This is a genomic window from Streptosporangium sp. NPDC001559 (assembly GCF_042893955.1).
Lineage (GTDB): Bacteria > Actinomycetota > Actinomycetes > Streptosporangiales > Streptosporangiaceae > Streptosporangium.
Map to the genome: position 1 here is coordinate 68786 of NZ_JBIAVG010000013.1, position 13126 is coordinate 81911.

8 protein-coding genes are annotated in these 13126 nt (G+C 65.5%); 2 read left to right on the top strand and 6 right to left on the bottom strand.

The window, feature by feature from the left end; all coding sequences use genetic code 11:
* The first annotated feature begins 204 nt into the window (after positions 1–204).
* A complete protein-coding gene (locus ACFYY8_RS27315; RefSeq protein ID WP_390045653.1) occupies positions 205–2193 on the top strand; it encodes an ABC transporter ATP-binding protein in 1989 nt (662 codons plus the stop codon).
* Here the strand turns inward: ACFYY8_RS27315 and ACFYY8_RS27320 are convergent.
* The 4 genes from ACFYY8_RS27320 to ACFYY8_RS27335 all read right to left on the bottom strand — a co-directional run bounded on the left by ACFYY8_RS27320 (position 2181) and on the right by ACFYY8_RS27335 (position 6244).
* Complete coding sequence (locus ACFYY8_RS27320; RefSeq protein WP_390045655.1) at positions 2181–3686, bottom strand: peptidoglycan D,D-transpeptidase FtsI family protein; 1506 nt, start codon at positions 3684–3686, stop codon at positions 2181–2183. The two genes, ACFYY8_RS27315 and ACFYY8_RS27320, sit on opposite strands and share 13 nt — an antisense overlap.
* Before the next feature lie 85 nt (positions 3687–3771).
* The gene (locus ACFYY8_RS27325; RefSeq protein WP_390045657.1) at positions 3772–4182 is read right to left on the bottom strand and encodes a MerR family transcriptional regulator; all 411 of its coding nucleotides are present in this window, start codon (positions 4180–4182) and stop codon (positions 3772–3774) included.
* Between the two features lie 38 nt (positions 4183–4220).
* Positions 4221–4877, bottom strand: a complete 657-nt coding sequence (locus ACFYY8_RS27330) for a TetR family transcriptional regulator (protein ID WP_390045659.1) — start codon at positions 4875–4877, stop codon at positions 4221–4223.
* Between the two features lie 449 nt (positions 4878–5326).
* Entirely contained in the window at positions 5327–6244 is a 918-nt protein-coding gene (locus ACFYY8_RS27335) for an aldo/keto reductase (RefSeq protein WP_390045661.1), read from the bottom strand.
* 159 nt (positions 6245–6403) lie between these two features.
* Here ACFYY8_RS27335 and ACFYY8_RS27340 point away from each other — a divergent pair, with 159 nt between their 5' ends.
* Positions 6404–6847, top strand: a complete 444-nt coding sequence (locus ACFYY8_RS27340) for a MerR family transcriptional regulator (RefSeq protein WP_390045663.1) — start codon at positions 6404–6406, stop codon at positions 6845–6847.
* Here ACFYY8_RS27340 and ACFYY8_RS27345 read toward each other — a convergent pair.
* Both ACFYY8_RS27345 and ACFYY8_RS27350 read right to left on the bottom strand, forming a co-directional pair.
* Positions 6839–7264, bottom strand: coding sequence for a hypothetical protein (locus tag ACFYY8_RS27345; protein ID WP_390045665.1), 426 nt, complete (start codon positions 7262–7264; stop codon positions 6839–6841). The genes ACFYY8_RS27340 and ACFYY8_RS27345 overlap by 9 nt on opposite strands.
* Positions 7265–7869: 605 nt before the next feature.
* Positions 7870–12948 (bottom strand): LamG-like jellyroll fold domain-containing protein, encoded by a 5079-nt coding sequence (locus ACFYY8_RS27350; protein ID WP_390045667.1) that lies wholly within the window; start codon positions 12946–12948, stop codon positions 7870–7872.
* Between the last annotated feature and the right edge of the window lie 178 nt (positions 12949–13126).

The following is a 13126-nucleotide window of genomic DNA, read 5'->3' on the forward strand; positions in this document are numbered from 1 at the left end:
GCGGGGCAGTAGTCACAGAAAGTGTGACACTAATTACCGTGTCGTGCCCAGGCTTAGCACCATTTCGGATGCTCGGATTTCCTGACTCTCCCTATTGGGACACCGTAATGAATTCACCACCCGGCCCGCCCGCCGTATCGCCGCTACTGACCGTGACCGGTCAGCGGATGGCGGACCGACGGTTGGGCGATTCACACTGCAGGCATGCCGGACACTTCCTCGGACCACGACCCAGCCTCTCCTCCCTCCCCTCGGCTCGCCCCCGACTCCCTGCCCGTTCCACCCGCCCCAGGCCCGGTCCCCGAACCTGACGCGGCGTCCGGTCCTGGCAGGACGGCCACGCCGGTGCTCGGCGAGCTCAACCTCTCCGACTGGTACGCCCACGCCGACACGATGACCGACGTCGGCTTCCTGGCCCTCTCCAGGCGGCTGCCCACCCTCGTCGCGCAGGCCGTACGGCTCGGCTGGCTGGCCAGTCCCCGCGACATCGTCGTCACGATCGGGCTGAGCCTGCTCGGTGGCGTGTTCACCGCGTTCGGGCTGCTGGCCACGACCGGGGTGCTCTCCGCCCTGTTCGAGGCGGGCCCGACCCCGGAGCGGGTCGTCGCCGCCCTCCCCAGCCTCATCCTGGTCGGCGTCGCGGGCATCCTGCGCACCCTGATGCAGGCGGGCTCCGGATGGGCGCAGTCCCGGCTCGACCCGCAGGTGAGCCGGGTCGCCGAGGAACGGCTCTACGGGCTGACCGGCCAGGTGAGCCTGGCCGCGTTCGACGACTCGGACTTCCACGACTCGCTCCAGCGCGCCGCCTCACGCGGCGTGACGACGGCGGGGACGATCGTCAGCACGACCATCAACGTACTGACCGCCTTCATCGGGATCGTCTCCGCGGCCGGGGTGCTCGGAGTGCTCCACCCGGTCCTCCTGCCGCTGCTGATACTCGCGGTGCTGCCGGACGCCTGGGCCGCGGTGCGCACCGCGCGCATGCGCTACACCACGATGTACGCGATCATTCCCGTCTCCCGGCGCAAGTGGATCATCTCGGAGCTGCTGGCCGAGCGCGCGGCCGCCGCCGAGGTGCGCTCCTTCACGATGCGGGACTTCCTGCTGCGGATGTACGACGCGGTCGCGACCGCCGAGCAGAACGTCAGGCTCGACCTCGCCCGGCGGCAGACGTTCGCCAAGGTGGTCGGCGAGGCCCTCGGCGGGCTCGGGGCGGCCCTGGTCTACGTGGCCCTCGGGCTGCTGCTGGCCTCGGGCGCGGTGGCGCTGGCCGTGGCGGGCACCGCCGTACTGGCGATCCGGTCGGGGCAGACCTATCTGTCGAACCTGATGTTCGCCACCAACCGGCTCTACGAGGAGGGGCTGTACTTCACCGACTTCCTCGACTTCTGCGCCGAGGCGGAAAGGCGTGTCGGCCCGGCACGGCCTGACGCGGCGCCGGAGACGTTCGAGCGGATCACCGCCGAGGACGTCGTGTTCACCTACCCCGGCGCCGAGACTCCCGCGCTGCGCGGGGTCTCCGTGCACATCGACCAGGGCGAGGTGATCGCCCTGGTCGGTGAGAACGGCTCGGGCAAGACCACGCTGGCCAAACTCCTGGCCGGTCTCTACGAGCCCGACGGCGGGCGGGTGCTGTGGGACGAGACCGACCTGGCGGGAGTGGACCAGGACGGGCTCAGGCGCAACATCTCCGTCATCGCCCAGGACCACACCCGCTGGCCGCTGACCGCCAGGCACAACATCGGCATGGGCACCGACAGGGGCGAGGAGACGCTGGCCGCCGCGGCGAAGGTCGCCGGGGCCGACCAGGTCGTGGCCGAGCTGCGGCACGGCTACGACACGCTGCTCGACAGGAGGTTCAAGGACGGTCAGGAGCTGTCCGGCGGGCAGTGGCAGCGGATCGCCATCGCCCGCGGCTTCCACCGGGACGCCCCGCTGCTGATCTGCGACGAGCCGACCGCCGCCCTCGACGCCCGCGCGGAACACGCCCTCTTCGAGCAGGTCAGGAGGCACGCCGACGGCCGTACGGTGCTGCTGATCACCCACAGGCTGGCCAGTGTCCGCTACGCCGACCGGATCTACGTCCTGGACCACGGCCGGGTCGTCGAGCAGGGCACCCACGGCAAGCTGATGGCCCTCGGCGGTCTCTACGCCGACCTGTACGGCCTGCAGGCCGAGGCCTACTCGGCCTGAACCTCCCGTCCGCCGGAGGGTTCCTCCCCGGAGGAGGAGGGCGCGAGTACGGCCCGCATGACGGCCCTGGCGATGGGGGCCGCGACCTCGCCGCCCGAGCCGCCGTGCTCGACGAGGACGCCGACCGCGACCCTGGGCGCGGTGGCCGGGGCGAAGCCGGTGAAGACGGCGTGGTCTCCTCCCCTGACCCCGTTCTCCGCGGTGCCGGTCTTCGCGGCCACCTCGACGCCGGGGATCGCGGCGGCCTCCCCGGTGCCGCCGGGCCGGGTGACCGTGACCATCATCGCGGTGAGCCGGTTGGCCTCCTCGGCGTCCAGCGTCCTGCGGTACGGCGAGGGGGCCGCCCCGTCGACCAGCGCGCCGTCCGCGAGCCGGATCTCCTCGACCAGGTAGGGGCGCATCAGCGAGCCGTCGTTCGCGACCGCCGCCGACATCATGGCGATCATGAGGGGGGTCGCCCTGGTGTCGAACTGGCCGAGCGCGGACATGGCGGTCTGCGCCCGGTCCATGTCCCGCGGGTAGACGCTCCGCGCGACCGGCATGGGAACGGTCAGGTCGTCGGCGTCGAAGCCGAACGCCCGTGCCTGCTCGCGCAGTGTCTCCTGGCCCAGGGCCAGGCCCAGGTTCGCGAACGGGGTGTTGCAGGAGAGCTGGAAGGCGTAGGCCAGCGGTGTCCTGCCGTTCCCGCACGGAGCGCCGCCCGCGTTGCGCAGGTAGGAGGCCGTCCCCGGCAGGCGCAGGACGGCCGGCGCGCGCAGGCCGGTCGTCGGGCGGTATCTCCCCGAGCTGAGTGCCGCGGCACTGGTGACGATCTTGAAAGTCGAGCCGGGCGGGTAGTCGCGCCGGATCGCCCGGTTCAGCAATGGTTCGCGAGGGTCGTCCCGCAGCCGCCTGTCCGCCCGCTCCAGTCCCGCGGCGTCGGGGTCGGTGTAGAGGTTCGGGTCGTAGGAGGGGTAGGAGGCCATGGCCAGGATCGCGCCGGTCCCCGGTTCGATGGCGACGACCGCCCCGGGCCGCCCCGTCGCGCGCAGCCCCTCGTAGGCCGCCCGCTGCGCCGCGGGGTCGATGGTGAGCCTGATCGTCGCCCCCGCCCGCGTGCCGTCCAGCAGCGCGCGCAGCTTGACCCGCGGGTCGGTGCCGGACAGCACGGCGTCCTGCGCGCGTTCGAGCCCGGTGGCGCCGTAGATCGACAGGTGCCCGGTGACCGGCGCGTACGGCGGCCCGCCCGGGTAGAGACGCCGGTACCTGTGTCCTGCGGTCTCGTTCTCGACACTGGTCGCCACGAGGGTGCCGTCGCGCAGCAGGATGTCCCCCCGGAGCCCGTCGAGACGCGTGATCACCACGCGAGGGTTGCGGGGGTCGTCGCAGAGACTGTCGCTCCGGAAGGCCTGGAGATAGGTCACGTTGGCCAGCAGCGCGAACATCATGGCCCCGCACGTCAGGGTGACGTGCCGGAGCGGAATGTTGATCCGGCGCGCGCGCGGTGCGGCCATCGCCCCTCCCCCGGTCCCGCTTCCGGTTTAACAGGGGAAGCGGAAAGAAGGGGCAGGTGCGGAGCAAAGCCGCTGTACGGCTTCGTCAGGCCCTGGCGACGAGCGGCTCGCAGGCGGGCGGCAGGTCGGCCACGTCACGGTAGTAACCGATCTTCGCCTGGACCGCCCGTTGCTTCTCACGCAGGTTGGCCACCTGCTCCTCGACCCGCCTGTCATGGGCTTCGAGCAGCGCGACCCGGTCGGGAATGGTGTGGTCACCCGCTCTGACCAGCTCCGCGAAGCGGAGCATCTCGGCGATGGGCATGCCGGTGTCCCGCAGGCATCGGAGCGTGCCGAGCCAGCCGACATCGTCCTGGGTGAACCTCCGCTGCCCGGCCGCGTTGCGGCCGACCCTTCCCAGCAGGCCGATCCGTTCGTAGTAGCGCAGGGTGTCGAGGCTGAAACCGGTCTCCTCGACCACCTGTCCCGGCGTGTAGACACTCACGTCCGGCAGCATCCCACCTGGAGTGCGCTCCAGGTCAAGCCGGTCCCCGCTCAGTCGTCCGGCAGATGGGCCGACAGGTAGCGGCGTACCAGCCGCTTGCACTCGCCGACCAGCTCGGGGTCACCACCGGGCTGGGCACGGAAGGCCAGTTTGAGTACGGCGTCGGCCGCCTCGACCGCGACGATCAGCGCCCTGTCCAGCCCCGGGCCGCCGGGGACCCCGAGCAGGTCGGTGATGATCGCCTTGAGCCGGTCGGCGACGACGACGTTGTTCCTCAGCGCCGTGTCGAGAGTGCGCTCGGTCCCCTCAAGCGCCGGGCCTCCCGGAGTGAGCAGCACCTCGCCGAAGTCGACGACCGCGAACCCGGGCGTCGTGCGCTTCATCGCGACGAACTCGTCGATCGCGAGGTCCACCATCTCGGTCCAGTCGGACAGCCGTACCTCGGCGAGCCTGGCCGTGACGCGGCCGAGGAAGGCGTCGAGGTTGCGCAGCGCGAGCGCGCGCGCCAGCCCCTGTTTGTCGGGAAAGAACTGGTAGAACGTGCCGATCGGCACCTCGGCCCTGCGCGCGACCTCCTTGGTGGTCAGGGCGTCGTACCCCACCTCGTCGAGGAGCCGTGCGCACTCGTCCAGCATGCGCTCGACACGTTCGAGGCTTCGGCGCTGGGCGGGACGACGGCGGAGGGTCTCCCCGGAAACGTTCGTCATCGCTCTATCATCCCTCATGACAACCGACAGTGATTGTCATGATCTTTACCTGATGTCGATCGGGAAGTGAACGTTCCCCGGGGTACGGCGACCGCCTCCCGTCGAACCCTCGATCGTCACGCACGGTGACCGTCGGCGGCCCCGGGATTCACCCGTCGGGTCGCCTCACCCACCCCGACTTTCCCCCCGGGAAACGCCTCCCAATACCGTGTCCCACCGGCGTGGGAACCGCGTCGCGGAATGCGAATCCCGTTTTGCGAAAAACTCTCAGAAAAGCGGAGCCACCGCCGCTTCCCGCCGAGCTCCGAGTGACCCGGTTTCCCGGGCTTTTCCAGATGCCGGGCCCTTCCGCGTGGCCGGCTCTTCGGCCCCGGCGGCTTCGGGGGTCTTGGCCGCGTCCCGAGGGGATCGGGCGGCGTCCTCGTGCCACCCGATCCCGCCCGTCGCCGTCACCCCTCCTGCCCGGCCTTGAGCCCTGCCTCCGACAGCAGCTCGAACTGCTCCCGCGACAGCGAGACCTCCAGCGCGGCGACGTTCTCCTCCAGGTGCCCGACCGAGGTCGTGCCCGGGATCGGGATGACCGTCGGGGAACGGTGCAGCAACCAGGCCAGCGCTGTCTGCGAGGGGGTCGCGCCGACCTCGCGCGCCACGGCCGCCACCGGACTGTCCTGGCCCGCGTGCCCACCCATCGCGATCGGGAAGAACGGCAGGAACGCGATGCCGTGCTCGGCGGCGTAGTCGACGACCTCGTCGTGCTGACGGGTGACGAGGTTGTACATGTTCTGCACGGCGGCGATCGGTGTGATCTCCGAGGCCTCCCTGAGCTGCTCGACCGTCACCTCCGACAGGCCGATGTGCCGGACCTTGCCCTCCTCACGCAGCTGCCTCAGCGCGCCGATCTGGTCGGCCAACGGCACGTTGGGGTCGATCCGGTGCAGTTGGAGCAGGTCGATGCGCTCGACCCGGAGCCGTCGCAGGCTCAGCTCGGCCTGCTGCCTCAGGTAGGCGGGGTTGCCCAGCGGAATCCACTCGGCGGGGCTCGGCCGTACGACACCGATCTTGGTGGCGATCGCCACCTCCTCCGAGTAGGGGTGCAGGGCCTCGGCGACGAGTTCCTCGTTGGCCCCCAGCGCGTAGGCGTCGGCGGTGTCGACGATCCCGACCCCCAGCTCGACCGCCCTGCGCAGTACGGCCAGCGCGGCGGCGCGGTCGGCGGGAGCCGTCCAGATGGGCGCGGCCCAGGCCTCGGCGGGCTTGTCCGGCCCGTCGGCCAGCCGCATGGCGCCGTACCCGATCCGCCGCACCTCCAGATCGCCGCCCAGGGTGAAGGTGGTGGTCACTGCCGTGGTGTTCGCGTTGTTCGTCATGCCGGCAACGCTAGGAGCTCACATCGATGTGAGATTCAAGCCGGTGTGAGGCAGATCACCAATGCTGGGTTGCGGCGTTTCCGGATGAGATCACTTACTTTGCGCCTTATATGAGATGTCCTTCTGGATTGATCGACGCTCGCGTAACACTCGTGTGAGGTGACCTCCGTGCAGACCGGCACCCTGGACCGGACCCCCGAATCCGGCGTCTCCCCCGTGAAGACGTCCGCCGAGCGTGGGATGAAGATCGGCGAGTTGGCCCGGGAGACCGGTGTGAGCGTCCGGCTGCTGCGGTACTACGAGGAGCAGGGTCTGCTCACCTCGCACCGCAGCGCGAGCGGCCACCGCCACTACACCGCCGAGGCTCCCACGGTCGTCGGTCACATCCGCGTCCTGCTGGCCGCCGGCCTGCCCACCAGGACCATCCGCGACATCCTGCCCTGCATCGAGGGCCCGGGCCCCGACATCCACCCCTGCGTCCAGAACTACCTCCGGACTCATCTCGAAGACATCGAAACCCAGATAACCACCCTCCAGCGGTCCAGGACCTCCCTCACCGACCTCCTGACCGCCACGGAGAACTTCAGGACGTCATCATCCTGACCCGCGCCGCGAAGCCGTGAACGCCTTTCTCAGAAGGCTGGACGCGAGCAGCAGGGGAAGCGGGGCGTACAGCAGAAAGACCCAGATGTCGTCGCGGTACCCGTTCAACGTGACCAGCAGGTAGGCCAGAAGCAGGACTTCGAACTGCCATGAGTCCCAGAGAGAACCCTTGGCCCCGGCGGCCTTCTCCTCGGTTTCCCCCTCCGCGCGGTCGGAGAACCCGCCGAAGCGCCACCTCCTGTACAGCCAGAACAGGCAGTAGGAGGCACTGACCACGACGCAGGCGAGCAGAACCGCCACCAGCGCGGGAGGACCATGGCGAAACTTCGCGGCGCCGAACGAGAAAAACCAGAGGGCCAGCAGACCTCCCAACCCGGACTCGTCCGAAACACCGCGAGCAGAGCCCTCGTCGACCACGACGCCTCCGCCGAAGAAAGCCGTCCGACCGCCCCAGATACCTTCGCCGGAACAAGCCTAATCCAGTTCGCGCAACCCCGAGCGTCGAAGAAACGATGGGAAACAAACCGGACACACGCCCATGGCGTCCCGATCAAAAGTCCAAGATGTGGACATGGTCATAACGGTTGGCGATCGTACGGATTTGGATCGGGCGCTATGCACCCGCTGGCATCGATACTGACCGCCCACTCAACATGGACGACTGCGCCTCCGGCCACTGGCTCAGCGATCGGAAACCAATCACCTGGCGACACGCGCGCGAGGCCAATCGACCTGCTCGTTTTCCCATTCGCCGATGTGCAGGCCGCTGCGGTACTACAAGAAACAGAACTTCCCTCTCCCGCCGATGAATTAATATCACCGACCCAAAGACTTAATGCTCATCGCTTAGCCTTTGATCGCGCCTAAAACAACAGTAGACAAAAAATTCACGGCCACTTTGTCCAGAAATTATCTTATTGATTAATCGTGATCTCAATTCCGGAAAATTAAAATAACCGTAGAAGCAGAAGGGGCCGGAAAGGAGATCACCCCTTCCAGCCCCTCCATATCACATTATCAAGTTAGAGCACTTGATCCGGAAAGCACCACCTAGTCGAACTGGCATGGGTTTCGATAATTTTTATCTCCTCTGGGACTATCACCGGAGGCCAGTTGTTAGGAAAAGGTCCACAGTGCGCCTTGCAGCGATCAAACTCTCTCTTGACCTTTACATACACTGTGTGGCGAATCGGATCCCACTCATATGGCACAGAAACCCGCTTCCCATTCTTCTTTTGCGTATATGAGAAGCTAATAGTCAGTGAACTTCGTAGAGCGTGCCGGTATGACTCGACTTCGCAACTGTCGATGTTGGCGGAGATGCACTCGCCCTTAACATCAGAGAATACGTCTCGTATCCTCCAGCCGCCGACAATTGCCTCCGGATTATACTGACCGCACTCTTCGGCGCTATCCTGGTTCCACTGGGCACCGAAGCTTAGGCCACCTACGTAGGCGGGCTCCCCTCCTCGCTGCCCCCCTATGGAAAGATCGACTCCGATCGTCGTGTCCGTCCTGTTTATTGTGAAGCAAGCGGCACCCGCGGCCTGGATGTTGGCACCACGCTCCTTCTTTGAAGGGTCTTCATCTTTTGGATAAAATTTCAGCATGGCCTGACCAAATTTAGAGGTCCGCCCCCATTTTGCATTGGCAGAGTCAAGCACTACATAATTCTCATATACCGGTATCCTCCATATTTGATCCTTATCCAACTGGGGGGTCGCTTCACTTCGCTTCCATCCTGATCGAATCCAAGTCTTGTAGTACCAACCCTTTTTTCCGAGATTATCGAGAATAAAGCACCTAATAATGTCGGAATCAACAGTGGTTTTGATTTCACCTGACTTCGCCAAACAGGACGTATAAGTCGGCGTACCACAGCCAGGATTTCCGGCCAAAACCGAACGGGTAGAGGAGGGCTGCCCCTGTAGAGGCTCCTCCGGCTCGATGAACCCACCGTTGCAGCTGCCAGCGTCGTACGAGTCTGTGGAGTCCCGTTCAGAGTCCCAGGGAATCTGAATGATCGTCACTTTGCCGCATCGATCGAAGACGAATACGTCTATGGAGGCTTCGCTTGGCTCAACCTGGCCTGGATTGCCTTCTTCCACCTGAGCGGCACCCATTGCTTCCGCCGGTACCGTGGAATTCTGCTCCCAATTACGTTGGACCATGGCGGTCACCAGAACCGTTCCATTACCTGTGTCCCGAGGCACTACATTACTCAAATTGATAGTGGAGTTGCTTCGGACGACCCCAGCGGCATCCATTTCCTGCTTTTGTGTGACCAGCGATTCATTAAGGAGCGAAAGTTTCGCAGTGCTCGGCGCTTGGGGCGTAACTCCCGGCACCTGCCACACTGTTGCAGCTCGGCCTTCCAGGACGGCGTCCTGCGCCTGGTAGTAGGCTTTGATCCGGTCCGCATACTCTTGCACAGAAGACACAGAATCTGCCAACTGTGCACTCTTAGCTTGAGCAGGTATGTCGATGTTAGGATCGCACGGTTGGGAGGATGCAACCGGCGGAGGCGGTGCCGCCTTAGGTGCGAAAGTAGTCGATTCCCAGTCTCCGGCACCAAAATTGGTGCGTGCTCGAACTCGGATCGTATAAGTAGTTCCGTTGGTCAGACCACCGATGGTGATGGTGGGGTTGGCTGCCTTAAATATCTTGACCGGCTGGCCGCCGCCGTCAAGAACTTCGGCGTCATAGCCGTCCAGCAAGACCATGCCACCGTTGTCAACTGGCATACCCCAGCTGGCAGTGACACCACTGTCGCCAGCTTGCGCGACAAGATTGAGGACCTTACTGGGTGGGCCTGGCAAGAAGTAGACGATCGTAGAAGAAAGCTGCTCATCTGCCCCAGGGGCGCTGAAACTGACCAGCTCATCACGATTGGAGGTCAGCATGTACCAGGTGTAGGCATTGTCGGCTAGGTCTGCCTGCGGTGCCTCGATCGGGAAGGCCAAAGATCGCGCCGTGTCCAGATCACTTATCAGGTCGGATCCCCTAGTCGCTCCGGTTACCCCGCTCTTCAACGGAGTTGCGGTGATGACGGTTTCGGGCTGACATACCTCACCCTGACAAGCAGGACTCCCCAGATTGAGGAGTTCCTCGGTGAAGGTTGCCCCATCGGGGACTTCGTTCAGCTTGAGTCCGATTACCGTGGCAATCTGGTCTACACCAGCACCGCCAACCTGAATACGATCGGTATCAATGAGCGGGCACGGAGCACCATCGCATGCCATCGGATCCGTCTTACCGGTCTTGAGAATGAAATTGTCTTTCAATAATGTGATTGTGTGCGACTCATCCGTCGGTTGCGTTTCATTACCAGGCACAGTGAAACCAATAGGGTCAGTCTTGCTTGTACATATCTCCAGCGCGCAAGCCTGCATTTGCCAGGTGTATGTCTGACCTGATTGAACAGTGCTTTCCGTTATCTGGAAGGAAGCCCGCTCGCCACCATTAATGATGCGTTCTCCCAACGGACTGGAGCCGATCGGAGTGCCAGTGCTGTCGTACAGGAAAAACTTGGCGGTCACCGATCCACCGGACGGGCGAGAAGCCATTCCCGACAGAATCGGAGTAAGCTCGGTCCCCCACAATCCTGTTTGCGGATCGGTGGGGAGGAACGGGGCGTCGCTGGTGATTCGGTAGGCCGGGCTTTCGTTGCAGGAGGGCGGGGTAACGCCCGTACGGCAGGCCTTGACCACGAACTTGAAGCTGGCCGGGTTGTCCAGGGCGAAGACCTTGTCGATGGCTTGCCCGGAGGGAACTCCGTTGTAGCTGGTCGTGGTGGGGGCACCCTGAATCGCCCTGACCTCCTCGGCCGCCAAGGCACGGTCGTAGACGTGCAGGTCGTCGACCGAACCGCTGAGGAAGCCCGGAATGCCAATGATCTTTCCGCGACCGATCTGGAGGGCGCCACCGGCGTCCCAGGTGCTGGTGTGGTCCTTCTCCGCGGCCAGGGCGCCGTCCACGTACAGGCGTAGCTTGTGCGCGGTGGCGTCGTAGACAGCGACCACGTGGGTCCAGGAGTTGACTTTCGCGGGTTTGTCGGAAATGGCCACGGTGTGGCTGGTGGCACTGGCATCGTTGGCCGGCATGCCCAGCCACCACTTCTGGTTGATGTCAGGGTTGCCGGGAGAGTCCACATAGGAGAGCGCGAACCCGGGCTGAACGGTTCCACTCTGGCTGAAGACGGTCTGGTTCCCCGCCGCACCGTCCAGCTTGACCCAGGAACTGACCGAGAAGCTGGTGTTGGTGTGCACCAGGGGGCCGCTGGTCGAGACGTAGGCGTCGTTGCCGTTGCCGTCGGACTGGTCGTTGGCGAAGACGAGCGCCTGACCGAGTTGCCCGGTTCCACGCGTCACCGGACCGTTCAGGGTGGCGGTGAAGTTGTGGCCGGAGGAGTCGGCCGTCGTGGTGCCGGAAGTCTCGTCGAACTTGTAGTAGGCCACGTCACCGGCGGGAATGGCCGGCGGGGTGATCATGGTGGAGTCGTTGACCGAGACCGTGTAGTCCAGCGGCGTGGCCTCGGCGACGCTGGACTTGAAGACGACCTTCACGTCGGTGCTGCGCGCGATCGCGTCGTTGTCCACCATCGAGTCGATCGACTGCACCTCGACGGTGGGAATCTCCGGCGGAAGCATGTAGGAGACGGTCAACCTCGGCGGGTGGGCGTCCGAGCCGGTCCGTTCGGCGGAGTGGAACTCCACCCAGCCGTTCTGACCCCAGGTCATCGACTCGTTGACGCCCCGCAGTTGCAAACCGTGGTTGGCCGCACCGGCTGCCCAGGCGTTGGCGATGTCCTTGATCGACCAGGAGAACTGCGTCGGATACGCCGAGTAGTCCGGGCACAGTTGGGTCTGCGAACCGCTCTCGGCCGCCGCCGGAAGGCTCGACCAGGCCAGACTGTCAATCGTGGCTGGATCCCACGCCTCGGTGACCCTGGAGACTTTGATCCCGTTGGTGTTGAAGTTGCAGCCGGGACCGCTTTGGGCGAACAACTCCAACTGGGCGCTGCCGACGGCTCTACCGAGGAAAGGCGCGGTGTCGAATTTCAGGAAAGTCCGGTAGTAGTTCAGGGCGCTGATGCCCCCGCAGGCGTAGGACTGGCCGCCGGCCCACAGTTTGTCAGCGCCGGGACCACCGAGGCTGCCGCACTGGGAGCGTGAACGCACCGAGACGTCCGACTGCAGCGTCAGCGTCGTCGTCGGGTCCACGGTGACCGGGTAGACCGTGGCCGGATCGTTCAGGAACTTCTCGTCCGGCTTCAGGATCAGCACCGGCTTGCCGTTCTCCACGGCCACGCGAGTGTCGATCTTGCCAAGCCTCAGCTTGGCGACGCCCTTGCCCGCGTTGTCCCCCGCCGAAGCGGCGGAGTCGGTCATCACCGGCTCCGGGGCCTGGGCGACCGTCTTGCCCGAGGCGTCGGAGAGCCTCAGGCCGTTCTGCTTGCTTCTGGCGAGCGTGAGCTTGTCCGTCTGGACAGGGATACGGAACTCCACCGGCCCGGCCGGCTTTGAACGGAGCACCACGTCGTGCCGGAAACCGGTCGGCAGTACGGTGACCACCAGGTCGGCCTCGGGTCCGGCCGCGTTCGGATAGGTTGCGACGTTGCCGGCGATGGTCGGCCTGGGCAGGGCCGTGGGCCAGCTCAGTGCGAACCGCTGTCCCTTGTCACGTTTCATCGACGCGAACGGTTGGCCAGGGCCTCCGGCGGAGAACTCCATGTCCGCCTTGGCCACCTTAGGGCGCAGCACCCCGTCTCGCTCGACCAGGGTGGTGTCGATCCACGCCCAGCTGCCGTCGGCCTGCTTGACCCTGGTGGGGGCCGCATAGGACTGCGTGGTCAGGTGGCCGTCGGGGAAGGCCCAGGTACGGGCCGTCTCAGTCGAGGCCTCGGGGACCTCGACGGCCTTATTCTGTTTCTTAGCCGCCTCGATTCCGGCGCGCAGCGCGGCGTCCGGGTCCTTGGGGGTCGGAAAGGTGGTGAACGTCGGCTCGGCGGGAGCGGGTTTGGCGGGCGGTTTCGGCTCGGCCTGCGCGGGCGAAACTCCACCGCTCACCAGAAGTGAGGCGGCCAGCGCTGAGACGGTCACGACCGTCGGAGCCACCCGCCGGGGGGTTCCACGCCGTGGCGGCGGCGCGGAAGGACGGCTCGGTAAGGGAATCCCCACCGTTACCTCCATCATTCAGGGGGAGAACGGCCGGGCATGAAAAAGGCCCAGCCTGATTGACCAGCGCAAGGGTCCCGCACGATGCTGTTGATCTTGTCAT